Origin of the sequence: Rhodococcus sp. B7740, from assembly GCF_000954115.1 — a bacterium.
Lineage (GTDB): Bacteria > Actinomycetota > Actinomycetes > Mycobacteriales > Mycobacteriaceae > Rhodococcoides.
The window spans coordinates 1,881,240-1,907,565 of record NZ_CP010797.1; the positions used below are offsets into that span (position 1 = coordinate 1,881,240).

Consider the following 26,326-nt stretch of genomic DNA (forward strand, 5'->3'; position numbering starts at 1 on the left):
CCGCAATTGTGCCCTCTCCGCGATGGCTATTGTTCAACGATGAGCGCTCCCCTGACCATCGTCACCGGTGGAAGTCGCGGAATCGGTGCCGCCGTATCCCGACGGCTGGTGGCCGACGGGCACGATGTGGTGATCGGCTATCGCTCCGACGCCACCGCCGCGGAAGGGTTGGCCGCCGAGCTGTCGGCATCCGGCCGAACCGTGATCGCCGTACGCGCCGACACCACCGACGAGCAGGCGGTGATCGATCTGTTCGGCGCCGCCGGCGAGATCGGAGCTGTCACCGGTCTGGTCAACAACGCCGGTTCGGCACGCGCAGTCGGGCTGCTGGTCGACAACGACATCGAGACCATCAGAGCAGACCTCGACGTCAACCTGGTCGGTGTGCTCACCTGCTGCAAGTACGCGATCGCGGCGATGGTCGAATCGGGTGGCTCGATCGTCAACATCTCCTCAGCTGCCGCGACGCTGGGCAGCCCCGGCATGTACGTCCACTACGCGGCGGCCAAGGGCGCCGTCGACACGCTGACAGTCGGTCTGGCGAAAGAAGTTGCTGCGCAGAACATTCGCGTCAACGCGGTGGCACCGGGCATCATCGAGACCGACTTCCATCGCGATCGACAGCGGCCACAGAAGATAGCGTCGAGCATTCCCCTCGGCCGCCCCGGTGCGCCGGACGAGATCGCCGGAGCCGTGTCCTGGTTGCTCTCCGATGATGCGCGATACGCGACCGGAACCGTCGTCAGGGTGGCCGGCGGAATGTGAGTACTTCGGTCGTGACTACCGAGGGGCGATGCGATGCAGCTCCACGTTCGACAGCGCACCGTCCTCGGCTGTGGCGGTCATGTACGTACAGTACGGTTGGCGGCGCCGATCCGTCGGTGAACCGGGGTTGAGCAGCCGAAGACCGTTGTCCGCGAACGTGTCCCACGGGATGTGACTGTGCCCGAACACGAGCACGTCCGTCTCCGGGTACGCCGCGGCCATGCGTCGTTCACGTCCCGTCGCAGCTCCGGTCTCGTGGATCACGGTGAACCGAACCCCGCCGAGCACGACGTCGGCGCGTTCGGGCATCAGCGCGCGCAACTCGTCACCGTCGTTGTTCCCCCAGCACGCGACCAGACGACGCGACCGCCGTGACAGTTCCTCGAACGATGCGAGGTCCACCCAATCACCGGCATGGATCACGACATCCGCGTCGTCGACGGCCGCCCACACCTCGTCGGGCAGGTCGCGTGCACGTTTCGGGAGATGAGTGTCGGCGATCAGCAGCAACTTCACCCCTCGATTGTGCACGCCGCCCTTCATCGGAAGTCCCTCGATCTGGACGCAACTCGGAGATCCATCAGTTGCAGATGATCGGCAACCACGGTCACCGCACCCTCTGCGTTCTGTACCTTGCCGCGAATCAGCAACGCCGGAGCCGTGATCGCCAACTTGCGGTACTTGGCCCACAACCCGACCGAGCACACCACGTTGACCATGCCGGTCTCGTCCTCGAGGTTGATGAACGTGACGCCTCCGGCCGTGGCCGGCCGCTGGCGATGCGTCACCGCACCGCCGACGAGCACTCTGTCTCCGTCGGGAATCTGCAGCAGTCGATTCGCGGGAACCACGCCGAGCGAATCGAGCCGATCTCGAAAGAACTGCGTGGGATAGGAATCCGGTGACACACCGGTTGCCCAGACGTCGGCCGACGCCAGATCGAGATCCGACATGCCCGGTAACGCAGGCGCTTTCGTCGACGCTCCGATGCCGGGCAGCAGGCCAGGACGCTCCCCCGCCGCCGCACCCGCAGCCCACAGTGCCTCTCGACGGGTGATGCCGAAACACCCGAGTGCGCCTGCCGTGGCCAGCGCTTCCGCCTGCGCCACCGACAGTTCGACGCGTCCCGCCAGGTCCAGGAACGAGGTGTACGGCCCGTGTGCGTCCCGCGCGTCGACGATCTTCTGAGCCAGAGCAGTACCGATGAACTTCACGTCCGCCAACCCCATCCGAATCTCGAGGCCGTCTCCCTCGAGATTCGCATGACCGAGACTGGCATTGACGTCGGCACCGTGGACCAGCACGCCGTGTCGCCTGGCGTCGGCGACCAGAGATTGCGGTGAATAGAAACCCATCGGCTGGGCGCGCAGCAGTCCGGCACAGAACGCCGCCGGGTGATGCAGCTTGAACCAGGAGGAGTAGAACACCAGCGAGGCGAAGCTCTGCGAATGGCTCTCGGGGAAGCCGAAATTGGCGAAAGCCGACAGCTTCTCGTAGATTTGGTCGGCAGCTGTACCGGTGATGCCGTGCAGGTCGCGCATCCCGTCGTAGAACCGTCCCCTCAGCAGTTCCATCTTCTCCGGTGACCGTTTCGATCCCATGGCACGGCGTAGTTGATCGGCGTCGGCGGCACTGAAACCCGCAACATCGATGGCCATCTGCATCAGCTGTTCCTGGAACAGCGGCACACCGAGTGTTCGATCGAGCGCCTTCTTCAGCGACGGATGCTCGAAGATCACCGGCTCGAGTCCGTTGCGGCGCTTGATGTACGGGTGCACCGAACCACCCTGGATCGGACCGGGACGGATCAGCGCGACCTCGACCACCAGATCGTAGAAGTTGCGCGGCTTCAGACGCGGCAGAGTGGCCATCTGCGCGCGGGACTCGACCTGGAACACCCCCACCGAATCGGCTCGCTGGAGCATCTCGTACACCTCGGGCTCGGACAGATCGATCGAGGCGAGTTCGATGTCGATGCCCTTGTGCTCGGCGATCAGGTCCATCATGTAGTGCAGCGCCGAGAGCATACCGAGTCCGAGCATGTCGAACTTCACCAAACCCACTGCGGCACAGTCATCCTTGTCCCACTGGAGCACACTGCGGTTCTCCATCGTCGCCCATTCCACCGGGCAGACGTCGGCGATCGGACGATCACAGATCACCATGCCGCCGGAGTGAATGCCGAGGTGACGTGGGAAGCCCTCGATCTGACGGGCCAGGTCGAGAACGGAGTCGGGAATTCCGTCGCCGTCCTGATCACCGATTCCGGACCAGCGGGTGATCTGCTTGCTCCACGCGTCCTGTTGTCCCTGCGAAAAGCCGAGCGCACGCGCCATGTCTCGTACCGACGACTTGCCGCGGTAGGTGATGACGTTGGCCACCTGGGCGGCATGAGTGCGGCCGTACTTGGCGTAGACGTGCTGGATCGCCTCTTCTCGACGATCGGATTCGATGTCGATGTCGATATCGGGCGGCCCGTCGCGCTCGGGTGCGAGGAACCGCTCGAACAGCAGCTTGTTCGCCACCGGATCGACGTTGGTGATGCCGATCGCGAAGCAGACAGCCGAGTTGGCCGCCGAACCCCTTCCCTGACAGAGGATGTCGTGAGTCTTGCAGAAGTGGACGATGTCGTGGACCACCAGGAAGTAGCCGGGGTATTCGAGCCTCTCGATGATGTCGAGCTCGTACTCGAGCTGCGAATAGGCGGCCGGGTTCGCCGACCGCGAGCCGTACCGACGGGCGGCTCCCTCGAACGTGAGTCGACGCAGATAGCTGATCTCGGTGTATCCGTCGGGCACATCGAACGGTGGCAGGCGCGGCGCGATCAGCTTCAGATCGAACGAACACTCACGACCGAGCTCGACGGCACCGCGCACCGCGCCCGGATAGTGACGGAACAGTTCGGCCATTTCCGCCCCGGACCGTAGATGTCCACCGCCGGTCGGTGCCAACCAACCGGCAGCCTCGTCCAAGCTGCTCCGTGCGCGCACAGCCGCCATCGCCATGGCCAATCTCCTGCTACGCGGCCCGGCGTAGTGCGCGGCCGTGGTGGCGATCGTCGGAAGGCCGTACCGCTGCGCCAGAGTCGCGAGTGCGTCGTTGCGCTCGTCGTCGTCTGCGACGCCGTGCCGGGTGAGTTCGACGGTGACACGATCGGATCCGAACCGGTCGACGAGTGTGCGCAGCGCGGCCTCTGCTGCCTCCGGACCACCACGCGAGAGCGCCTGGCGAACATGCCCCTTCCGGCAACCGGTGAGAATCTGCCAGTGACCGCCCGCCGATTCGGTGAGTTCGTCGATGTCGTACTGCGGCTTACCTTTGACCCCGCCCGCCAGGTGTGCAGCGGCGATCCGACGCGAGAGCCGGCGATACCCCTCCTGTCCGCGAGCGAGCACCAGTAGGTGGGTGCCGTCGGGATCGGTCTCTCCGGCTCGGGATCGATGGGTGTCCAACGAGAGTTCGGCACCGAACACGGTTCCGATACCGAGAGCTCTGGCTGCCTCGGCGAACCGCACGACCCCGTAGAAACCGTCGTGGTCGGTGATGGCGATGGACTCGAGGCCGAGGCGTACCGCTTCCTCGACCATCTCCTCGGGCTGCGAGGCACCGTCGAGAAAACTGAACGCCGAGTGCGCGTGCAATTCCGCGTAGGGAGTCACCGACAGAGTGGGCTTGTCGATGGTGCGGTCGTAGACGTCCCTCTTTCGTGACCACGCCGGGCTGTCGCCGCCGTCACCCTCGGCCACGGGCTTCGGGCGTCCGGACAGGACTCGTTCCATCTCCGACCACGTGGGTGGTCCGTCGTTCCATCCCATCGAGACCACCTTCCCTCACGTCGCCACCTCATCGAACACTTGTTCTAATGAGAACACGGGGGTCCGACACGGATCAACTAGAGTCGAATCGCCACTGACCCTTTTTCGCCGAATCCCTTTCACAGAGCCGGAGCACAGACGTGACGCGTTGGGCCTCGTTCGTCGTATCGCACAAACGATGGGCACTGGCAGTTGTCGTCGCCGTCGTCGCCGTCGGCGGAATCTTCGGACTCGGCGTCTTCTCGAAACTGAGCGAGGGCGGCTACGCCGACGCAGGCAGCGAATCGTCCGAGGTCGCACGGCTGGTGCAGGGCATAGGCCAACCGACCCCCGACATCGTCGCGATCTACACCGCCCCCGAGGGCCGGTCGATCGACGACATCGGACCACAGGTGCAAGCGACGCTCGACGAGTTCAGCAGTCGATACACCCTCGGCAACATCGCCTCGTACTGGAGCGCAGACCCGATCAGCAAGGAATTCCTGGTCTCCAAGGACCGAACCAAGGCGTTGGCCACGGTGTACCTCGGCGCGAACTCGGGCGTCACGTTCAACACCTTCGGCGAGCTTCCACCACAGCTCGAAGTGCCCGGCATCGAATCTCAGTTCGCCGGCGCAACGGTGGTGGGAGTCTCGCTCAGCGAAACCCTCGAACGCGACCTGATCCGCTCCGAGATCATCGCTGTTCCCATCACACTGCTGCTGCTGATCTTCATCTTCGGCGGCGTGATCGCCGCAGCGGTTCCGGTCTTCGTCGGCATTCTGAGCGTGCTCAGCTCCCTGGCCATCCTGCGGGTGCTCACCGAGTTCACCGAAGTCAGCTCGTTCTCGATCAACGTCGCGTCGTTGCTGGGACTGGGCCTGGCCATCGACTACGGACTGTTCATCGTCAGCAGGTTCCGCGAGGAACTGCGCGGTGGATCGACGCCGATCGACGCGACAATCCGCACCGTCGCCACCGCAGGCAAGACCGTCGTCTTCTCCGGACTGCTGCTGATCTGCGCATTCGCCGGGATGCTCGTCTTCCCGCAGGCAGTGATCCGATCTCTCGGGTTCGGGGCCATGGCCGCAGTGGCGAGTGCAGCCGTCCTGTCACTGACCGCGGTTCCCGCCCTGCTCGCCATTCTCGGTACCCGCATCAACTCCTGGACGTGGTCGCGCACAGCGTCCGACCGAGGCGATGCACGCGCACACAAGTTCTGGGGCGGCGTCGTCACCCGCGTCATGAAGCATCCGGGCATCGTCGCTGCCGTCATCGTCGCCGGCTTGCTGATCATCGCCACCCCGATCCTGAAGGTATCGCTCGGAGAGGTCGACTACACGGCGCTGCCGAAGGACAACCCTGCGCGCGTGGCGTTCGAGACTCTCGGCTCCGACTTCGAATCCACCGGCGAGGGCGCAACCGTTGTTCTGCGCGGCCTGGACGGCGTCAAGCCTCAGGGCGCACCGATTGCGGCGCTCACCTCAGCCGTGGAATCCACGCCCGGTATCGCCCGAGCCGAATTCCTGGGCTCGAAGGACGATTTCGTGACGCTGCAGGCGTCCTACAGCGAACCGACCGGCGGGCTGAGCGAGGCCGAATCCCAATCCGACGCAGTGGCGGCGCTGCGCGCGATCACTCCTCCGGACGGTACCGAGATCCTCGTCGGCGGCGGACGAGCCAACGTCGACGACGGCAATGCGGCGATCGCGAAGTGGCTACCGGTGATGATCACTATCATGGTCGTCTCGACGCTGGTGTTGCTGTTCCTCGCATTCGGATCGATCGTGTTGCCGATCAAGGCGGTCCTGATGGCCGGACTGAGCCTGGCCGCCACCTTCGGCGCACTCACGTGGGTGTTCCAGGAAGGCCACGGAGCCGGCCTGCTCGGCGTCACCCCCGGTCCGCTCGAATCGACGTTCGTGGTTCTCATTCTCGCGGTCATCTTCGGCTTGTCGACCGACTACGAGGTGTTCCTGATGTCGCGCATGGTGGAGGCTCGCGCGGCTGGAGCGAGCACCGAGGAAGCGGTGATCTTCGGCGCTCAACGCACCGGACGCATCGTGACCGCGGCGGCGCTGATACTGATCGTCGTCACCGGGGCCTTCACCGTCTCGGGTCTGTCGATCATGAGGTTCCTCGGCGTCGGAGTCATCCTGGCGCTGATCATCGACGCCACCATCATCCGGATGTTGCTGGTTCCGTCACTGGTCAAACTCATGGGCGAGGCGAACTGGTGGGCACCGGCCTGGATGAAGAAAGTGCACGAAAAAGCAGGTATCGGGCACTAGCACCGGAACTTACCTTGGAGTAAGGTCGGCTCGCATGGCGAACTACATCGTAACCGGCGGTACCGGGTTTCTCGGGAAGAACGTCCTGCCCCGATTGCTCGAACGTGATGCGCTCGCCGCGATCCACGTGCTGGTGCGTCCGGGATCGGTGGCCCGTCTCGAGCGACTGGCACAGCACCTCGACGGCGGCGACCGAATTCACCCGCTGGTCGGCGATCTCACCGAGCCGGAGCTCGGACTCCGAGACGTGCCTGCCGACATCGACCACATCCTCCATCTCGGAGCCGTATACGACCTGACCGCAGGCGACGAGCAAGCCCCGACCAACGTCGCCGGAACTGCCTCGGTGATCGGCCTCGCCGAGAAGACCGGGGCCCGCCTACACCACATCTCGTCGATCGCCGTTGCGGGCGACTATCGAGGAACGTTCTCCGAGAACGACTTCGACCTCGGCCAGAATTTTCCGACTGCCTATCACCGCACCAAGTTCGAGTCCGAGAAGTTGGTCCGCGACAGCGCTGCGGACTGGCGGGTGTATCGGCCTGCCGCGATCATCGGACACTCGGAGACCGGTGCCATCGACAAGGTCGACGGACCGTACTTCTTCTTCCCGTTCTTCGCGGAGCTGGCCAAGCTGCCCTCCGTCGTACCGATCACGGTGCCGAAGATGGGCGCTACCAACCTGGTTCCGGTCGACTACGTCGCCGACGCCATCGTCGAGCTCGTGCATCGAAACACCGCTCCCGGCAGCGTGTTCCATCTGGTCAATCCGACGCCTCAGTCGATGGCAGAGGTCTACGCCGCGTTCTCGTCGGCAGCGGGATCTCGCGCGCGAATCGTCGACGTGCCAGGAGCGCTGGTCGCTCCCGTGGTCTCCCCCAAGTCCAGGGCCGTGCGCAAGCAACGCGACGCCGCCCTTCGTGATCTCGGAGTACCTCCGGTGATGCTCGAACACCTGACTCTGCCCACCGTGTTCGAGTCGGCATCGACACAGAAAGCGTTGCAGGGCAGCTCGATCACGCCGCCACCGCTGCGGACGTACGCCGATCGAGTGTGGACTCACTGGCGGGAGAACTTCGATCCAAAGCGCAACCGCCGAAACGACCCACGCGGGCCGCTGTTCGGCCGTCACATCGTCATCACCGGTGGCTCGTCCGGAATCGGCCGTGCCAGCGCCGAAGCCGCTGCCCGCAAGGGTGCGGTGGTCATTCTGCTCGCGCGCGGTCAGGATCAACTCGACGAGGTGGTCGAGCACATCCGCGAATCGGGCGGCACCGCCTACGGTTACTCGTGCGACGTCACCGACAGCGAATCGGTGGATCAGACCGTGAAAACCGTTCTGAGCGAACACGATCACGTCGACATGCTGGTGAACAGCGCCGGACGATCCATCCGCCGCGCACTCTATCGATCCACCGATCGATTGCACGACTACGAGCGCACCATGGCCGTCAACTACTTCGGGGCGATCCGTTTGGTGCTGACACTGTTGCCACACATGCGTGAACGTCAGTTCGGGCACGTGGTCAACATCTCCAGCGCTGCGGTCCTCGGACACCCGCCTCGCTTCTCGGCCTACGTGGCCAGCAAGGCCGCACTGGACGGCTTCACCGATGTGGCTGCCGCAGAGACACTCTCGGACGGAATCACCTACACCACCATTCACATGCCCCTGGTGGACACACCGATGATCACCCCGACGGGAGACAAGAACGTCGGTCCGGTGTTCTCACCGGAGAAGGCTGCCGCGATCGTCATTCGCGCACTGAGCGACAAGCCGAAGCGAATCGACACTCCACTGGGAACACTCGGGCAATTCGGTGCCATGTTCGCCCCCAAGGGCAAAGACCGCACGATGCATCAGCACTACCGAAAATTTCCCGAATCCGCGGCAGCCAAGGGTGAAACGCCGGTCACGATCGAGGACGGGAAAGTGCCCTACCGGGTGCGTCCCTACGATCCGAAGGCTCCGAGCGCACGCATCGGCAAGGTGATCCGACGCGTCGGAAGACTGGTCCCCGGCACCAGTTGGTGACCGGCAGAACTCAGCGCAACAGAGCCTTTGCCCACACCCGCAGAAATCCCTGACTCAGGTACGTCAGAGTGCCGATGGCGAGTGTCCATTTGACGGTGCTGACCACGGTGGTGGCGCGGACGACGGTGTCGGCGATCCGTTCTCGGTTGTCGACCAACACCAGTCCGACGACGTTCTCGATGTAGTCCCCGGCGGCGGAGGCAACGGGAGCGACGGCCAATGCCGTCGTCACTGCGGGGCTCAGCGGAGTCTTCTCCGCCAGGCTCCTCGCGCCTGCACGCAGCGCGACGGCATAGATCGCGGGATGTACGAAGTCGGGCAGATAGTGGCTGCGGAACCGAGCGATCTCGGTCTCGTCCATGCTCGCCAGGATCTGCCGGTAACGCTGGGCGGACCACGCCGTCTGTACGGCAAGCACTTTCGGAGCTGCGGGGCCGAGCAGTCGGGCGATGTTGGCCTGGGATACGACGAACAGCGCCGACCAGCCCAGCATTCTGCGATCGAGCACGCTCAGAGACATGCACGGATCCTAGTTCGTCAGAAACGGCAGAACTGCTGCCTCGAACGCCGAGTATCCGTCGCGATGGATGCTGTGCCCGGTGCGGAACGCCTCGACGCGGCAGGTCGGAATCTCGGCGACCATCGCGGCCAGCCGGTCCGGATCGACCATTCCGCCCGGACCTCCGCGAAGCACAAGCGTCGGAGCCGTGATGTCGGCCAACGACTCCCACCACTGCGGATTCGGTCGACGGAACTGCTCGAGAGCAGTGGTGGTCATCGAGCGATCGAAGGCGAGTACCGCGCGGGGGTGCAGAACGACGCTGGTCGCTGCATGCCAGAGTTCGGTCACCGACGGCATCCTGCCGGTCAGCGTCGGCGGAGCGTCCCCCGGCCGAATCGGTATCGGAAGCTCCTCGAGGACCAGACGGCGGACGAGCTGCGGGCGACGCTGCGCGACGAGCGAGACCGCGTATCCACCGAGGGAATGCCCGACGAGATCGACTTCGTCGAGCCCGAGGTGGTCGATCAACGCCAGCAGGTCTGCCCCGAAGGAATCGAATTCGTACGTGGACGTGTGCGCACTCTTGCCGTGTCCGCGCAGATCGACGGTGATCACTCGGCTGCCCTGCGCGGTGAGTGCACGGGTGAACCGATCCCAGGTTGTGCTGTCACCGCCCATTCCGTGCACCAGCATCACCGGTACCGAATCCGAGTTGGCGTGCCCCAGCGGGGTGAACGAGCGATACGCGATGTCGACACCATCGAGGTCGACCGTCTCCGACATCATCTGCATTCTCTCGACGGTAGCGGTGCCGCTATTCGTAGATTCCTTCCACCCGCCACCGACCCTCGTCGAACACCAGCAGCAAGGCCCTTTCGTCGTCGAGCACCACCTGGGCTCGCGCCGTCGGACCCGTCGCCGCGTGGCCACTGTCCCACCATCGCTCGTCCACCGGCCACGGCCCGGCCAGACCCGTCAGTTCCCATTCCTTGGTGCCCCAGCGCAATCGCGACGGCGGTGCATCGAACACACCACGATCGGTGACGCCGATTCCGGTTCCCGACCGATTCATCAGCGTCACCGTCGGACGTGTCTCGATCACTGCCGCCGGAGCAGGCTCCGGGAGCCGTCCCGGCCAGGGATCCGACGGATCGGACATCGGCACCAGTTCATCGCCGAGTGGACGCAGGGTGATCCGCTCGGCCGGCCCACGGCCACCGCTGAGCACACCACCGAGCACCGATTCGCCGCCGAGCAGACCCTGCACACGCACCAAGGCCCGACGCGCCCTCTCGTCCTCGTCCCCGACACTGCCCCACAAACCCAGCTGCAGCTCACCGGCGGCCACCACTTCGATGGGTTCGAGCCGTAGCGCGGTGATCGCGGACGTCGGCTTGTTCTCGCTGCGCCCGGTGATCCAGCCGTCGAGCTGCCAGCGCACGCGGTCGGCTGTTCCCTCCGGCGTCAACGGCTCGGCGCAGCGCCAGATCCGCGACAGATTCTCGCCGTTACCGGTACTGGCATGCACCAGCAGACGAGTACACGCAACGGCAGCGGCAGCGAGCTTGGTGTGCAACTGCTCGGCCAACCCGCGCCCGGCGAACGCAGCTGCGTCGACCCGATCGATCGGCGGATCGCACAGGTACTCCACATCCAGGTCCGGCGGCAGAGCCCTGGCCGACGGCGGACGTTCGGGCTCACCTCGAGCACTGCGATGCGCCAACACGGCATCGGTACCGAAGCGCGACGCGACATCCCCGGGAGACAGGGCCGCGAAATCGCCGATCGTTCGTAGACCCAAGCGTCGCAACAGATCCACCAGCTCACCGCGATCGGCCGCGGACATGCTCGGTTCGGCCGAGAGTTCTGCCACCGGCAACGGTGCGAGAAAGCCTGCACCCCCGCCGCGCGGCACCACCTGCGCATACCGCGCGGCGACGACCGCGGTGGACAGCTCGTCGGCGATACCGATCTGACATTCCACACCGGCAGCCGACGCTTCGTCGATCAACCGTTCCGCGGCCCGATGTTCGGTACCGAAATACCGTCCGACGCCGCGAGCAGAGAGAACCAGCAAGCCCGGTCGCAGCACTTCGACTCCCGGCGCGATGGCGGCGACGGCCGAGACCACGGGCTCGAACAATCGCGCATCACGATCGGTATCGGCGAGAGCGACGTGCACATCCGGGCACCGCGCCTGCGCTTCCCGACGGCGCAGGCCGCGCTTGATACCCGACGCCCGTGCCGTCGCCGAGCACGCGACGACCCGATTGGCCGAGGTGACGACCACCGGATGCGTCGCAGGGAGATCGGCCTGAGCAGCTGCTGCGACGGCGGGCCAATCGGGACACCACAGTGCAAGAACACGGCTGGAACGATCGATGCTCATGTCGAGACCGCGATCGACAACGGATTCTGTTCGCGCTCCTCGGCATGCCACTCGATGCGGCCGTTCTCCGAACGCAGGTCGAGTCGAACGGTGCGGGGCCGCATCGCCTTGCCGCGAGCGCACACCGACAATCGGACGCCGCGTAGTCGGCCGCGGCCCAGCTCCAGGCCCGTGCCGAGGCCGTCGTATCCGTGCACCGATGCGTCCAGTCGTAGCTCTGCCCCGTCCCAGTGCCCATCGGTCACCAGCAGCGTCGACCCCTTGCTCCGCGCTCTGGCCACCACGGCCCTGGCCCGAGTGGGCGAGACCGACAGACCGCCGAGACCGAGTACCACGAGATCGACACCGTCGAGCAGAATGGCCGCCACTTCCACCGGGTCGGGACCGGGATCGGGAATCAGAGCCAGTTTGCTCAGTTGTGCACCCATTTCCACCGCGGCCAGAATTCCGAAACGAGGCTGCCCGATGACGGCGACATGCCCGCCGGCACCGGTCACCGCGGCCACCAACCCGATCAGGAGCGAGCCGGCACCCGAAACCGAGGCCACCGTTCCACGTACCAGTCCACCGTGCGGCAGCACCTCGATCAGCGCGGACGGCACCGGAAGAACGGGCCGCTGACGGGTCGGACGCGGTGTCGACGGTTCCGGGTGCACCGGCTCGACGGGGTCCGAATTCTCGATACGCACCGATGCCGTTTCGCCCCGGGAAGGCACGGCGGCCATCCGGCTACGCAGCAACGCCACACGCTCCGGCAGCGACAACCCGTCGAGCACATCCGGCGTGACGGAAGCTCCCGATACAGTCATGTCACTCCCCTTCGCGGCGTAGAAAATCGAGCCGAAACTTCGGTGTCCGACAAACGCGGGAAGTGGCGTATTCGAACACAATTTCGATCTGCACTCAGTAAAGCCGCTCGGACGGCAACTCGTCAAGGTGATGCCGAAGCCCCTGGTAGATGCCTCCGTCGCTCGGCTGCGGGCACGTCCAGCCATCGTCAACTAACCTGTGGGCGTGACGGATCAGCAGCGTGTTCGACGGGGCGTCGGGCCCGACTACCTCCTGGCAGGCAGATACCGCCTGGCCGGCAAACTCGGCGGTGGAGGCATGGGCGCGGTATGGCTCGCCACCGACACACTTCTGCACCGCCAGGTGGCCGTCAAGCAGGTCACGTCCACCACTCGATTGACCCCCGAGCAGGCCGTGGAAGTACGCAACCGGGCCATGCGCGAGGGTCGCATCGCAGCCCGACTCTCCAGCCCCCACGCCATCGCGATGCACGACGTCGCTCTCGTCGACGGTGAGCCGTGGTTGGTCATGGAATACCTGTCCTCGCGCAGTCTCGCGCAGGCACTCGGCACCACCGATTCGCTACCACCGTTCGAGGTCGCTCAGATCGGCGCGCAGATCGCCGACGCCCTGACCGAAGCGCACGAGGCCGGGATCGTGCACCGAGACATCAAGCCGGGCAACATTCTGATCGCCGATCGCGGTAAGGATCTGGGCATCGTCAAGATCAGCGACTTCGGCATCTCCCGCGCCAAGGGAGACGTCGAAGCAGCCGACGACAGCGTGATCACCGGCACCCCGGCATATTTCGCACCCGAGGTCGCACGCGGACAGGATCCCACCGCGGCCAGCGACGTGTTCTCCCTCGGCGCAACGCTGTACACGGCCATCGAAGGCAAACCGCCGTTCGACATCGATCACGATTCGATCGCACTGCTGCACCGAGTTGCCAAGGGGCAGATCATCGCTCCCACCCGCAGCGGCGATCTCACGGGCCCGTTGCTGCACATGCTCGAGCCCGATCCTGCCCGACGCCCCACCATGGCGCAGGCTCGCGACGAGATGATCGTCGCCGCGATCAGCAAGCGCGGCAGCATAGCTCAGCTGCGCGGGGTGCCTCTGACGTCCGCGGACGGCGTGGTCCCGGCATGGGCGAGGCGTTCGACACCGGTCTCCGAATCTCGTCGTCCGTCGAGGGAGTTCGGAAGAACCATCGCGGGCCTGCCGGCCGTGCAACCCGTTGAGAGCCAAGCCAATCCGGTCCCGTCGACGTATTCGCCACCGCCGTTCGATCTACCGCGAAAGAAGAAGAACCCGATCGAGGACGTCCTGATGCGCATCGAGGACGTCGTCGGCGACCGAACGTCGATTCCATCGACCGCGATCCTCGCAGCACTCGTGCTCGCCATCGTGGTCGTTTTCGTTCTGGTGATCGCACTCCTGTTGTAGACGAACCCTCAACGCGACTCGTGCACGACGATCGCGATCTGAACCCTGTTACTGCACGCCAGTTTCGTCAGAATCCGCGAGACGTAGGTCTTCACGGTCGCGACACTCATGTACAACTCGGCACCGATCTCCGCATTGGACTTCCCCGACCCGACAGCACCCGCCACCTCGCGTTCGCGATCGGTCAGGGACTCGAGCAGCGCCCGCGCCCGCGCGGTGGCGGAGTCGTGCGATCGAGCGTCCTGCTCGCGCCAGTGGGCAACCAAGCGTCCGACGGCGGTCGGCGACAGCATCGATTCCCCGGTTCCGACGCGATGCACCGCGTCGACGATGTCCCGCGGCGGCGTGTCCTTGAGCAGGAATCCGTTCGCGCCGACCCGCAGTGCCCGCAGCAGGTACTCGTCGGTATCGAACGTGGTCAACACCACGATGGCAGCCGTGAACCCCTCCGCGCGAAGCATTTCGGTGGCCGCGAGCCCATCGAGGACCGGCATCCGCACGTCCATCAGAACCACGTCGGGAGACAACGCGCGCACTGCCTCGATGCCACTGCGACCGTCGGCCGCCTCACCGACCACCCTGATTCCAGGATCCGAGCTCAGGATCAGCGACAAGCCCGCGCGGACCAACGCGTCGTCGTCGACCAGCAACACCGTGAGTACGTCGGGACCGTCGGCTACTTCGGGCACGGCAACCACGCTTCCAGACGGTAGACCACTCCGTCGCCGCGACGCGCGATTCCGTACTCGATTCGTCCGCCGGCCAATTCGACACGTTCGCTCAGACCGATCATTCCCGACCGCGAACCGGGTACTGCCGCGAAACCCTCTGTACCGAGACCGTTTTCGAGCCACACCCGAAGCTCACCACCGGCCGTCGCAAGCCCGCAGCGCACCGGCAGGCCGGGCGCATGCTTTCTGGCGTTGGTCAGACCTTCCTGGATCACCCGATGAACGGTGCGGGAAACAGAGGGCGTCAGCGTTGCGCCGGAGGGCAACTCGTCGACGAACGACACCCGAGTACCGGCCTTCTCCGAATCCTCGATCAGTTCGCCGATGTCCGCCACCCCCGGCTGTGGACGTGCCGAGGCCGCGACGCCCGATCGGAGCACTCCCAATATCTCCCGCAGATCCTCCAGGGCACCGTGTGCACCGAGTCTGATGGTCGATGCGATCGCCTCGACCTCTTTCGCACCGACGTCCGGCCGCACCTCCAGCGCTCCGGCATGAAGGCTGACCAACGAGATCCGATGTGCGAGAGCGTCGTGCATCTCGCGCGCGATCCGCTCGCGTTCGAGTCCCCGAACGGTCTCGGCGCGCAGATTCGATTCGTGTTCCGCTCGCTCTGCCCGCTCTCGTAGAGAATCGATCACCTCGCGGCGCGACTTGACGACGATGCCCCACGCGGCCGGGATACTCAGAAAGGCGAGACTGGCCATCGCGGTGTAGGCAATCGACTGTTCGACCCACAGAATCGTCCAGATCATCGACGCCGCGAGATGCAGTACCACCACCGCGGTGGTGACCCGCCACGACTTTCGAGTGGCAACGGTGAAGACGGCCACCAACTCGGCACCACCGACAGCGTCGGTCAGGATCGTGCACACCGCCAGCGCTACCGCGATCTCGATCGGCCACCGGCGACGCCACCACAACGACACGGCACCGACAACGCCGACGACGATCGAGACGACCGTTCGCGTGGTCGTCATCCCCTCGGTGCCTGCAGCCACCGACAGCACCAACAGCAGCGCGAACGCGATGGCGGCGACATCCCATGCGCGTTCCCGATGCCGTCGAAGCAGAGTTGTCATCGAACCGTCACGATCGAACCAGGGGACGCCAGTACTGGCTCGTCTTCTTGTCTCGCACCACGACGCCGAGTCGGTCCAGTTCCGTGCGTAATTCGCGCGCATCGGACGCGGCCTTCTTCTTCAGGGCCATCGCGCGGGCTTTGAGCACCGCGTTCACTTCCGGTGCCAGACCGGGAGTTTCGGGTACCCACAGGCGATAGAGATCGGCATAGGGATCGCCGGTCGCGACCGACCAACCTCGCTTCTCGAACGCCGCCTCGATGGCATCACGCTTCTCCTCGCTCGGCACCCGCACCAGCTGACGCGAGGCACCGTCGAGCAGAACCAGTTCCTTGCCGTCCACGAAGACTGTGCCGACCTCGGACTTCGAGATCGTGGCGGTCTCGCCTCTCTCGGTGATACGTACCTGCATCTCCGACACCGCCACCCGTGCAGTGTCGTAGAACGCGGCCGCCACCAGAGCCAGCCCGAGCAGTACTCCCAGCCCGATACAGACGTACCGCACCCACCACTGCGACCACGAAGCGATCAACTCCAGCGGACCCTGAAACGGTATCCAGGTGAGCGACGCTCCCCAGGAAGCCACATAGGGCAGCCCGAACCCCAGTAGTCCCCCGATGATCACGGCACCGGCGATCAGGAAGAGCCGATCGCCGCGGGAGAACCACAGCACCGCCGGTGGCGTCTCCCCGAGCATCTTGTCGTCCATACCCTCACGGTATCGAGAGTGGGAGCAAGTACCCAGTCATCGAAAGTCGATACTTCTGCACCGACTTCCGAACGACCGCCGACCGTCGATCAGCCGAGGACGGGCATCACCAATGTCGTCAGAGCGCCGTCGACCGCCGACCGCACCAGCATCGGACGGTCAGGAGCGGCGATATCGAGCATCAGGTCCGGTCCGACGGCCGATGCGACCGCAGCCTGCAGGACGGCCGCGTCGAAGAACACCGTCATGTCGGAACCGGTCACCCGAGCGGGGACCGCGACACCCTCGACCGTCAGGCCGTCCTGGTCGGCGTCGATCCGCAGCGTACCGCTGTCGAGAGGAACGAAATCTCGTTGCACCACAACCCTCGTCGCGGTCGGAGCCAGACCGTCGATGATCGTGCGCCAGTCGGGAAAGTCGCCGTCGACCAGATCCACAGTGTGCTGGACGCCTTCGGACTCGAACACCATCGCGTCGTCGGTTGCCGTCAGCACACAGTTCCCCGACGCGGGTAGCGTCCCGAGAGAGCCGACCGATGCGATACGGGACCAGGCTGCGCCGGGTGAGCTCTGTGCCACGAGGCTTCGGGTGGTGAGTCGATACCGATCCGTCGCGGTGAGGGTGACAGTGCCACCGTCCACCTCGACCAGCACACCCCGCAGCACCGGAAACTCCTCGCTCGTTCCGGCTGCAGACGCGACCTGCTCGACCGCCGACGCGAACTCGACGGCAGAAAGTGTTGCTGTGCAATATCTTTCGTCGAACAATCGGCGGATCGAGATCGCGGCCTCGGCGGCTGCCCGCGCGCGTGCGACGAGCTCGTCGACGTGCCGATCCACGATGGCGACCGCTGCAGCTCCGTCGCCGGCGAGTGCGGAGGCCACCTTGTCCAGTGGCATGCCGATGTCGCGCAACTGTCGAATGATGTTCGCTCTCTCGAACTGTGCACGGGAATAGTAGCGATAGCCGGACTTGGCGTCGATGAAAGCCGGGACGAGCAACGCACAGTCGTCGTAGAACCGTAGGGCACTGGGGGTGAGTCCGCTCGCGCGAGCGAACGCACCGATGGTCAGGAATTCTTCGTCCGAATCAGTCATGGTGAAATCCTGAGGCTTCGGGTAGGTCGAAGGTCAAGCGCGATCCCGACACCTAGTCGATTCGACGCTTGTGCGCCCATCGCGTGAGCGCATTCCTGTTGGACTGCTGCGTCTTTCGGAGAACGTTCGAGGCATGGGTCTCGACGGTCTTGACGGAGATGAACAGATCCTCGGCGATCTCACGATAGGTGTACCCGCGCGCCAGCAGCCGCAACACCTCCAGTTCACGGGGCGTGAGCGAATCCAGTTCAGGATCCAGCGGGGGCTCCGGGGCAGCGCTTCGACCGGTGAACGAGTCGAGCACGAACCCGGCCAGACGGGGGCTGAAGACGGCATCTCCCCCGGCGACGCGTCGAACACCGTCGGCGAGCTCCGAGCCGGAGATCGTCTTGGTGACGTATCCCCTCGCCCCGGCACGGATGACGGCGATGACGTCCTCGGCGGCGTCGGACACACTCAGGGCGAGACAGACCGGCCCCTCGGAGATGCGGTTCAACACCGCGACGCCGCCGCCGTCGGGCATGTGCACGTCGAGCAACACCACGTCCGGCTTCGTCGATTCGATGCCCGAGACCGCCTCGGAGACGCCTCCGGCTTCTCCGACGACGTCGATGTCCGACTCGCGAGCGAGTTCGGCTCGCACACCGGAACGGAACACCGCGTGGTCGTCGACGAGGAAAACGCGGAAAGGTTCGGTCACGTCGACTGCTCCTGCTGGGTGGATTCGGACGATTCGGTGGTGACGGAGGCTCCGTTGCGAGGCATGAAGATTCGCACTTCGGTTCCCTTGCCGACGGTCGACCGTACCTGCACCGTGCCACCGCGGCGCTCGATGCGTCCCCGAATGGACTTCGCCAGTCCCTGTCGATCCTCGGGTACCTCGGATTCGTCGAAGCCGGTACCGCGATCGCGGACGAAAACGCTGACCTGTTCCGGTTCGGTTTCGGCGAACAGATCGATATTGGTCTCACCGGAATGCTTGGCCGCGTTGACGAGAGCCTCTCGCGTGGCACCCAGCAGCGCGGTGAAGCTCTCACGGGACAGGCCCGACTCGATGTCGTCGGGCAGTAGGTGCACGTCGCCGACAGTGATGGGTCGAACCGTCACGCCGTGCTGATCCTCGACCTCACCGGAGATGGTCTTGAGTGCGTCGGCCAAGCTGGAGTTGTCGGTGTCTCCGCCGTCGAACAGCCATTTGCGTAGTTCGCGCTCCTGCCCGCGCGCCAACCGCATCACCTCGTGCGGCTGATCGGACTGTTTCTGGATCAGGGCCAGTGTCTGGAGCACCGAATCGTGCAGGTGCGAGGCGATTTCCTCGCGCTCGTCGTTGCGGATGCGTGCAGACCGCTCGGCACCGAGCGCGCGCCAGGTGCGCAACCAGATGGGAACCGTCAACAGGCCGACGCCGACGAGAGTGACCACCACCGCCAGCAGTGACGAGCGCAGCGCGGCCAGATCGACGCGGGCGAGCACCACCACGGCGAGGCCGAGCACGATCAACGTCGCTCCGCCGACGACCCTCGCCCAACTCAACACGCTCGGATGCTTGGGCAGGCCGAGAGCAGTTCGTGGTCCCTCGGAGTCGAACTCACGCCAGACCAGGGCTGCACCGATCACCACGACGATGACCGGCACGATGACCGATGCAGCGGTACCGCTGAGCAGCCAGGCGAGCCCGACGGCGAGGCCGAGTCCGATGGCAGCCAACCCGAGGGCACGCTGGCGTTCGGCGGCACTCGGATGCGCAGTGTCCTCGCCCGCGGGCGTGAACATCCAGATCAATCCGTATGCGGCGATTCCGGCACCGGCGGATGCGGCGAGCAGCGCGAACGCCACCCGAACCTTGAACACGTCAACGCCGAGATGGTCGGCGAGCCCGCCTGCCACGCCGCCGACGATGCGTCCGCCGCCGCGGCGTTGGTAGGGGGCAGGAGCGGAGCCTGCAGAAGCGACAGGAAAAGCAGGAGCGGAGCCTGCTGGAGTGACAGGAAAAGCAGGAGCGGAGCCTGCAGGAGTGACAGGAAAAGCAGGAGCGGAGCCTGCAGGAGCGATGGGGGGAACAGGGGTGTCGGGCACGGCTGACGTGGTGTGGGTTGCCGTCGCGTCGCCTGCCGGGGACGGTGTGTTCCGGGCGGCGTCGACGGGTGGATTGTCGACAGGGTGCACGCCCTCGATCCTGGCACGGATGCGGTGGTGGTCGCATCAGGGTTCGCCCTGATGTTTTTCGTGGCTTTGTCGAGGTGGGCCCGATGTCGGGGACGAAGATCAGGGGTATCCCTGATGTGTTCGGTGGTCGTGGCGGACACGATGGTTGGCATGAGCAACGTGACCGTCTCGGATCAACTTCAGCAGATGTGGCGCACCCGTCCGCACCGCTTGCCGCAACGCGGGCATGTGGCGGGTGTTGCGGCCGGTATCGGCTATCGCTACGACGTCGACCCCGTTCTGATTCGGATCGCGTTCGTCGTCTCCACCTTGTTCGGCGGTACCGGCATCGTGCTGTATCTGGCGGCGTGGCTGGTGCTCAGCCGCGCCGGTGACACGGCGTCGGGTGCGGAATCGCTCGTCGGGCGTGGCAACAGCTCCGATTCGACGACCAAGATGGTGGTCGTGGCGGTGGCGTTGGTCATCGCGGTGTCGACGATCGGCCCTGTGGGTGTCGGACTCGGGGGTTCGGGGCTGATCTCTCTGGTGGCGATGCTCGGTGGACTGTGGTTGCTGCACCAACGGTGCCCGGAGCCGCCGCCGTACATGCGGACGGCGGAGTTCTCCCGTAACCGCTACGCCCCCATGCCTTTCGGCTCCAACACGTCGGCAGAACAGTGGACGGCCGCGCAGTATCGTCCGCCGCAGTTCCAGTACGAGCGATACACGCCGTACACGACTCTGCCGAAAAGCTACGTTCCGACTCCGAAGACCGTCGAGCACTCCGGCTCCGACACCGGCACAGACGCGCACACCGTGAACCTGAGCAAGGCAACCGCACCCGTCGAAAAGCCGACCGAGACGCCGACCGACATGGACACCGTGACCCCGCCGTCGTGGGACCCGCTCGGGGTGGCACCGTTCGCCTGGGATCTTCCCGAACCGACCGGGACATTCCCGCCCGCGGCGATCGAACGGAAGCGTCGATCACGGTGGACGGCAAGCTTTCTCGGCCTGGCCCTGCTCGCTGCCGGCATCACCGCGGCGGTCGGTGCCGCAACCGGTGGCGACTGGGCCTCGCCGGGCCGCGTCGGAGCCGTCGCTCTCGCCGTCGTCTCCGTCGGACTCGTGATCGGCGCATTCCTGCGCAAGGGCTACGGATTGCTGGTGATCGCGGCACCTCTGGCCGGCTTCGTCGTCCTGGCCTCAGCGGTCGATCCGATGGACATGGGCGAGAGTGCGTCGGGAACCCAGCGCATCGCACCGACCGCCGTTGCCGATCTCGCGGACACCTACGACGTCGGTATGGGTGAACTGGACCTCGACCTCACGGGCCTCGCCCTCACCGAGAACCGCACCGTCGAGATCGACGTGGCGCTGGGCAGCGCGTCGGTGACCGTGCCCGATTCGATGAACGTGATCGTGCAGTGCGAGGCGGCGTTGGGTTCGTGCCCCACCGACACACGGTTCGGACCGGCAACGAGCAGCGATGATCCGGTACTGACGATCGTCGGCGATCTGGCACTCGGCGAACTGAAAGTGGGGAATCGGTGAAGAAGAACGAGACCGACCGTGTCGGCCGCGACGACGATCCCGCCGGCGAGAATCGCACTTCGAGCCGACGCGGCCCCTCGGCACTGCTGCTGCTCGCCGGGCTGGCCACCATGGTCGTCGCGGTCGCAGCACTCATCGGCCAGGGAGCGATCGCGGCACTGGGCGACGTCCAGTTCCGCTGGGTGTTCGTCGTCGTCGCGGTGGTGGTCGGCTTCGCGCTACTGCTGGGCCCCAGCAAGAAGAGCTGAGTCCGCTACTCCCACTCGATGGTGCCCGGCGGCTTGCTCGTGACGTCGAGAACGACTCGGTTGACCTCCGGAACCTCGTTGGTCACCCGAGTCGAGATCGTTTCGAGCACGTCGTAGGGCAAACGAGTCCAGTCCGCCGTCATGGCGTCCTCGCTCGAGACCGGACGCAGCACGATCGGGTGGCCGTAGGTTCGGCCGTCGCCCTGCACCCCGACACTGCGTACGTCGGCCAACAGCACCACCGGGCACTGCCAGATCTGCTGATCCAAGCCTGCGACCGTAAGTTCTTCTCGGACAATCGAATCGGCATGACGGAGCGTGTTCAGACGGTCGCGGGTGATCTCACCGACGATGCGAATCGCCAGACCCGGTCCCGGGAACGGCTGCCTGCCGACGATGTCCTCGGGCAATCCCAGTTCTCGTCCGACGGCACGCACCTCGTCCTTGAACAGTGCGCGAAGCGGCTCGACCAGGGCGAACTGCAGATCGTCCGGCAGCCCGCCCACATTGTGGTGGCTCTTGATGTTGGCAGTACCGGACCCGCCGCCGGACTCGACGACATCCGGGTACAACGTGCCCTGCACCAGAAACTCGACCGCGTCGCCGTGCTCGGCGTTCTCGCCCAGCACCTCGGCGACCGCGCCTTCGAAGCTTCGGATGAACTCGCGGCCGATGATCTTGCGCTTCTCCTCGGGGTCCGAGACACCCTCGAGTGCGCCGAGGAAGGTGTCGACCGCATCGACGGTGACCAACTTGGCACCCGTCGCGGCGACGAAATCCTGCTGCACCTGCTCACGCTCGCCGGCCCGCAGTAGTCCGTGGTCGACGAAGACACAGGTCAGACGGTCACCGATCGCCCGCTGCACCAGCGCCGCCGCCACTGCGGAGTCGACGCCGCCCGAGAGGCCGCAGATGGCCTTGCCCGTCGGGCCGACCTGCTCCTGCACGGCGTCGACCAGAGCGTCGGCGATGTTGGCTGCAGTCCAGTCCGGCGCGATACCCGCCGTCTCGTGCAGGAATCGGCTGAGCACCTGCTGCCCATGCGGGGAGTGCAGAACCTCGGGGTGATACTGCACGCCCGCCATACGCTTGCCCTCGTTCTCGAAGGCAGCGACCGGCGCGCCTGCGCTGGTGGCGGTGACGGTGAAGCCCTCCGGGGCCGCGGTGACGGCATCACCGTGACTCATCCAGACCGGCTGCGTGGCGGGCAGACCGTCGTGCAGACGACCGCCGTCCACGCTGAGTTGGGTACGGCCGTATTCCCGCGTTCCGGTGTGTTCGACGGTTCCGCCGAGGGCCTGGGCCATGGCCTGGAATCCGTAGCAGATGCCGAACACGGGGATGCCGAGGTCGAGGAGCGCGGAATCGAGCTCGGGCGCACCCTCTGCGTAGACGCTGGAGGGTCCGCCGGACAGAACGAGCGCGACAGGGTCCTTCGCCGCGATCTCCTCGGCAGTGGCGGTATGCGAGATCACCTCGGAGTACACATTGGCCTCGCGCACACGGCGGGCGATCAACTGCGCGTACTGGGCGCCGAAATCGACGACGAGAACCGGGCGTGCGTGTGCGGGATCGTGTGCAGAGGAGTCGGTCACCGGGTCAGTCTAGTGGGACTGCCGCAGTGGTCATGCAACACCCGAATGCTCGACGGGCATCGCCGACGAACCCGACCGGATCTCGACGATCGGCATTCGCAGACCACCCGGAGCATCCACCGGCACGACCGGGGAGTTCGGGGCGATCGGATCGAGGCGCTGGTACGGCAACCCCTGCGCCGGACGGAGATCCAGCTCGCCCTTGTTCGGCCACAGCGCGGCCGAACGCTCGGCCTGCGCGCTGATCGTCAGCGACGGGTTGACTCCGAGGTTGGCCGATACGGCAGCGCCGTCGACCACACTGAGCGTCGGGTAGCCGTGGACGCGATGGTACGGATCGATGACGCCGTGCTCGGGATCCGAGGCGATCGCGCAGCCACCGAGGAAGTGGGCCGTGAGCGGAATGTTGAACAACTCTCCCCACGTACCGCCTGCCACACCACCGATCTTCTTGGCGATGCGTCGGGTGGCGTCGTTGCCCTCCGGGATCCACGTCGGGTTGGGCTCACCGTGCCCCTGCTTGCTCGAGATCTTGCGGCCGAAGGCTCCGCGCTTGGTGAACGTGGTGATCGAGTTGTCCAGGTTCTGCATGACGAGCGCGATGATGGTGCGCTCGCTCCAGTGCCGGACGTTGACGACGCGGACGAACTGAATCGGATGAGCGATCATCGCGAACACGAACTTGAGCCACCGCGGGATCCTTCCGCCGCCGTCGGTCATCAGTGTCTGCAGCATGCCCATCGCGTTCGAGCCCTTGCCGTACCGGACCGGTTCGATGTGTGTGCTGGGACTGGGGTGGAACGAGGACGTGATGGCCACACCGTGCGTGAGATCCATGTTCGGATCGACCGCCAGCTTCGCGGCCCCGACGATCGACTCGGAGTTGGTGCGGGTCAGTTCCCCGAGCGTGTCCGACAGACGGGGCAGCGCACCCGTGTCCTTCATCTTGTGCAGCAGGTTCTGCGTACCCCAGGTGCCTGCAGCGAGAACCACATTGGCCGCACTGTAGGTCTTGCGGCCCTTGCGCAGCCGGGCGCCGGTTCGTTCGGTGTCGACGTCCCAGGTCCCGTCGGATCGGGGAACGAGACCGGTGACGGTCGTCATCGGAACGATCTCGGCTCCTGCGCGCTCTGCCAGGCCCAGGTAGTTCTTGAGCAGGGTGTTCTTGGCTCCGTGGCGGCAACCGGTCATGCACTCGCCGCATTCGATGCATCCGGTGCGCTCGGGTCCTGCTCCGCCGAAGTACGGGTCCGGGACCGTCTTGCCCGGTTCTTCGCCGAAGAACACTCCCACCGGTGTCTGGATGAAGGTATCGGCGACACCCATGTCCTCGGCGACCGACTTCATCACCTCGTCGGCGGGGGTCATGTGCGGGTTGCGGACGACACCGAGCATGCGGGTGGCCTGGTCGTAGAACGGGGAGAGCTCACTGCTCCAGTCGGTGATGTGCGCCCACTGCTTGTCCTCGAAGAACGGTGCCTGGGGCTTGTAGAGGGTGTTCGCGTAGTTCAGCGAACCGCCGCCGACTCCGGCACCGGCGAGGATGAGGCAGTCGCGCAGCAGGTGCACCCGCTGGATGCCGTAGAGGCCGAGCTTCGGTGCCCACAGGAAGCGCTTGAGATCCCAGCTGTTCTTCGCGAAGTCCTTGTCCTCGAAGCGTTGTCCGGCTTCCAGGATGCCGACGCGGTATCCCTTCTCCACCAACCGAAGCGCGGTGACGCTTCCGCCGAAGCCCGAACCGACGATCAAGACGTCGTAATCCGTTGCGCGAACAGCTGAACCCATGGTGACCTCCGCTACATCCGATGCTGTCGAACAGTATGCACACCCCCATGTGACTACCGCCACAACCGATTCTAGCTGTTACGAGAGGTATCACCAACACAGGGTCGGCTTACGTGGACGACATGCAGCAGAAAGGGCGCGCACCCCTGAGTGAAAGGAGTACGCGCCCTGTCGGAGCAATGTCGATCAAGCCCTGACGTTCAGGCCCACCTTCTGGAATTCCTTGAGATCGGAGTACCCGGACTTCGCCATCGACCGACGCAGCCCGCCGACGAGGTTGATCGAGCCGTACGACTCACGCGACGGTCCGTTGAGCACCTGATCCAGGCTCGGCCGCTCCCCCGCCGACATCGGCAGCAGCGCCCCGCGCGGCATGGACGGATGCGCCGCGGCCGACGGCCAGTACCAACCTCCGCCGGGAGCCTCCGCGGCGACGGCAAGCGGAGCACCGAGAACCGCAGCATCGGCCCCGCAGGCGATGGCCTTGGCGAGGGCACCGGAGGTGGTGATGTCGCCGTCGGCGATGACGTGCACGTAGCGCCCGCCGGTTTCGTCCAGGTAGTCCCGACGTGCCGCGGCCGCATCGGCGATGGCGGTGGCCATCGGAACGCCGATGCCGAGCACCTCACCGGTGGTCGTGCCACCTTCGACCGAGCCGTAACCGACGATGACGCCTGCAGCGCCGGTGCGCATCAGGTGCAGCGCCGTGCGGTGATCGCTCACGCCGCCAGCGATGACGGGAACATCCAGCTCCGCGATGAAGGTCTTGAGGTTCAGCGGCTCGTCCTCACCGTGAGCCACGTGCTCGGCGGAGATGATCGTGCCCTGGATGACCAGCAGATCGAGACCCGACGCCACCAGGGCGGGGGTGAGCGAGCGAGCGTTCTGCGGGCTCACCCGAACGGCGACGGTCACCCCGGAGTCACGGACCTGACCGACGGCCGCGGCCAGCAGATCCGGCCGAAGCGGTGCCGCGTGCAGTTCCTGCAGGAAGGCGATAGGTGCGTCCGGATCGAGATCGGTCTCGGCGATGTGGATCAGCTGATCGAGCTTCGCCTGCACGTCCGCGTGGCGCGCCCAGAGTCCTTCACCGTTGATGACACCCAGCCCACCCTGGCGACCCAGCTCGATCGCGAACTCGGGCGAGACCAGAGCATCGGTCGGATGCGCCAGAACGGGAATGTCGAAGCGGTACGCGTCGAGCTGCCATGCCGTCGACACCTCCTTCGACGACCGGGTACGACGGGACGGCACGATGTCGATGTCGTCCAGCTGGTAGGTGCGGCGGGCTTCTCTGCCCATGCCGATTTCAACGAGGTCGCGCACGCGCGCACCTTTCTACTTCGAGAGCGAATCGAATCGGCCG

Annotated in this window: 21 protein-coding genes; 6 read left to right on the top strand and 15 right to left on the bottom strand. The window is 65.5% G+C overall.

What is annotated here, in order from left to right; genetic code table 11:
- Window positions 1-39: 39 nt before the first annotated feature.
- Entirely contained in the window at window positions 40-765 is a 726-nt protein-coding gene (locus NY08_RS08695; protein ID WP_045195870.1) for an SDR family NAD(P)-dependent oxidoreductase, read from the top strand.
- Between the two features lie 15 nt (window positions 766-780).
- On the opposite strand, the gene NY08_RS08700 is transcribed toward NY08_RS08695, so the two are convergent.
- Together NY08_RS08700 and NY08_RS08705 are read right to left on the bottom strand one after the other, a co-directional pair.
- Entirely contained in the window at window positions 781-1,281 is a 501-nt protein-coding gene (locus NY08_RS08700) for a metallophosphoesterase family protein (RefSeq protein ID WP_045200033.1), read from the bottom strand.
- A gap of 23 nt (window positions 1,282-1,304) precedes the next feature.
- Window positions 1,305-4,580: an error-prone DNA polymerase gene (locus tag NY08_RS08705; protein WP_045200034.1), complete on the bottom strand. Its 3,276-nt coding sequence runs from the start codon at window positions 4,578-4,580 to the stop codon at window positions 1,305-1,307.
- Window positions 4,581-4,720: 140 nt separating this feature from the next.
- Here NY08_RS08705 and NY08_RS08710 point away from each other — a divergent pair, with 140 nt between their 5' ends.
- Window positions 4,721-6,850 carry an MMPL family transporter gene (locus tag NY08_RS08710; RefSeq protein ID WP_045195871.1) on the top strand — a complete coding sequence of 710 codons (2,130 nt, stop codon included), beginning with the start codon at window positions 4,721-4,723 and terminating at the stop codon, window positions 6,848-6,850.
- Between the two features lie 34 nt (window positions 6,851-6,884).
- Window positions 6,885-8,885: an SDR family oxidoreductase gene (locus NY08_RS08715; RefSeq protein ID WP_045195872.1), complete on the top strand. Its 2,001-nt coding sequence runs from the start codon at window positions 6,885-6,887 to the stop codon at window positions 8,883-8,885.
- Window positions 8,886-8,895: 10 nt separating this feature from the next.
- Here the strand turns inward: NY08_RS08715 and NY08_RS08720 are convergent, their stop codons facing one another.
- From NY08_RS08720 to NY08_RS08735, 4 genes are read right to left on the bottom strand one after another with little or no spacing between them, the layout of a single operon-like run.
- Window positions 8,896-9,405: a hypothetical protein gene (locus NY08_RS08720; RefSeq protein WP_045195874.1), complete on the bottom strand. Its 510-nt coding sequence runs from the start codon at window positions 9,403-9,405 to the stop codon at window positions 8,896-8,898.
- A gap of 9 nt (window positions 9,406-9,414) precedes the next feature.
- On the bottom strand, window positions 9,415-10,179 hold the full coding sequence (locus NY08_RS08725; RefSeq protein WP_032397489.1) for an alpha/beta fold hydrolase: 765 nt from the start codon (window positions 10,177-10,179) through the stop codon (window positions 9,415-9,417).
- 22 nt (window positions 10,180-10,201) lie between these two features.
- The gene (locus NY08_RS08730; RefSeq protein WP_045195876.1) at window positions 10,202-11,776 is read right to left on the bottom strand and encodes a Y-family DNA polymerase; all 1,575 of its coding nucleotides are present in this window, start codon (window positions 11,774-11,776) and stop codon (window positions 10,202-10,204) included.
- Entirely contained in the window at window positions 11,773-12,585 is an 813-nt protein-coding gene (locus tag NY08_RS08735; RefSeq protein ID WP_176459330.1) for a hypothetical protein, read from the bottom strand. Before NY08_RS08735 ends, NY08_RS08730 begins: the two co-directional genes overlap by 4 nt.
- Before the next feature lie 205 nt (window positions 12,586-12,790).
- Between NY08_RS08735 and NY08_RS08740 the strand changes: the two genes are divergently transcribed.
- Window positions 12,791-14,014 carry a serine/threonine-protein kinase gene (locus tag NY08_RS08740; RefSeq protein ID WP_235387147.1) on the top strand — a complete coding sequence of 408 codons (1,224 nt, stop codon included), beginning with the start codon at window positions 12,791-12,793 and terminating at the stop codon, window positions 14,012-14,014.
- Window positions 14,015-14,022: 8 nt separating this feature from the next.
- On the opposite strand, the gene NY08_RS08745 is transcribed toward NY08_RS08740, so the two are convergent.
- The 6 genes from NY08_RS08745 to NY08_RS08770 form a co-directional block, all read right to left on the bottom strand.
- Complete coding sequence (locus NY08_RS08745; RefSeq protein WP_045195881.1) at window positions 14,023-14,712, bottom strand: response regulator transcription factor; 690 nt, start codon at window positions 14,710-14,712, stop codon at window positions 14,023-14,025.
- On the bottom strand, window positions 14,691-15,827 hold the full coding sequence (locus tag NY08_RS08750) for a sensor histidine kinase (RefSeq protein ID WP_045195882.1): 1,137 nt from the start codon (window positions 15,825-15,827) through the stop codon (window positions 14,691-14,693). The genes NY08_RS08745 and NY08_RS08750 overlap by 22 nt, the downstream gene beginning before the upstream one ends.
- 7 nt (window positions 15,828-15,834) lie before the next feature.
- Window positions 15,835-16,536: a YqeB family protein gene (locus tag NY08_RS08755; RefSeq protein WP_235387148.1), complete on the bottom strand. Its 702-nt coding sequence runs from the start codon at window positions 16,534-16,536 to the stop codon at window positions 15,835-15,837.
- A gap of 89 nt (window positions 16,537-16,625) precedes the next feature.
- Window positions 16,626-17,633, bottom strand: a complete 1,008-nt coding sequence (locus tag NY08_RS08760; protein WP_045195884.1) for a DNA polymerase III subunit beta family protein — start codon at window positions 17,631-17,633, stop codon at window positions 16,626-16,628.
- 52 nt (window positions 17,634-17,685) lie between these two features.
- Complete coding sequence (locus NY08_RS08765) at window positions 17,686-18,333, bottom strand: response regulator (protein ID WP_045195886.1); 648 nt, start codon at window positions 18,331-18,333, stop codon at window positions 17,686-17,688.
- Entirely contained in the window at window positions 18,330-19,799 is a 1,470-nt protein-coding gene (locus NY08_RS08770; protein WP_045195888.1) for a PspC domain-containing protein, read from the bottom strand. Before NY08_RS08770 ends, NY08_RS08765 begins: the two co-directional genes overlap by 4 nt.
- Window positions 19,800-19,949: 150 nt before the next feature.
- Between NY08_RS08770 and NY08_RS08775 the strand changes: the two genes are divergently transcribed.
- Entirely contained in the window at window positions 19,950-21,332 is a 1,383-nt protein-coding gene (locus NY08_RS08775; protein WP_045200037.1) for a PspC domain-containing protein, read from the top strand.
- Window positions 21,329-21,580: a hypothetical protein gene (locus NY08_RS08780; RefSeq protein WP_045195890.1), complete on the top strand. Its 252-nt coding sequence runs from the start codon at window positions 21,329-21,331 to the stop codon at window positions 21,578-21,580. Before NY08_RS08775 ends, NY08_RS08780 begins: the two co-directional genes overlap by 4 nt.
- Before the next feature lie 5 nt (window positions 21,581-21,585).
- Here NY08_RS08780 and guaA read toward each other — a convergent pair whose 3' ends face one another.
- The 3 genes from guaA to NY08_RS08795 all read right to left on the bottom strand — a co-directional run bounded on the left by guaA (window position 21,586) and on the right by NY08_RS08795 (window position 26,286).
- A complete protein-coding gene (gene guaA / locus NY08_RS08785; RefSeq protein WP_032397497.1) occupies window positions 21,586-23,175 on the bottom strand; it encodes a glutamine-hydrolyzing GMP synthase in 1,590 nt (529 codons plus the stop codon).
- Between the two features lie 30 nt (window positions 23,176-23,205).
- Window positions 23,206-24,960 carry an FAD-dependent oxidoreductase gene (locus NY08_RS08790; RefSeq protein WP_045195892.1) on the bottom strand — a complete coding sequence of 585 codons (1,755 nt, stop codon included), beginning with the start codon at window positions 24,958-24,960 and terminating at the stop codon, window positions 23,206-23,208.
- A gap of 186 nt (window positions 24,961-25,146) precedes the next feature.
- Window positions 25,147-26,286, bottom strand: a complete 1,140-nt coding sequence (locus tag NY08_RS08795; protein ID WP_032397499.1) for a GuaB3 family IMP dehydrogenase-related protein — start codon at window positions 26,284-26,286, stop codon at window positions 25,147-25,149.
- Window positions 26,287-26,326 lie beyond the last annotated feature (40 nt).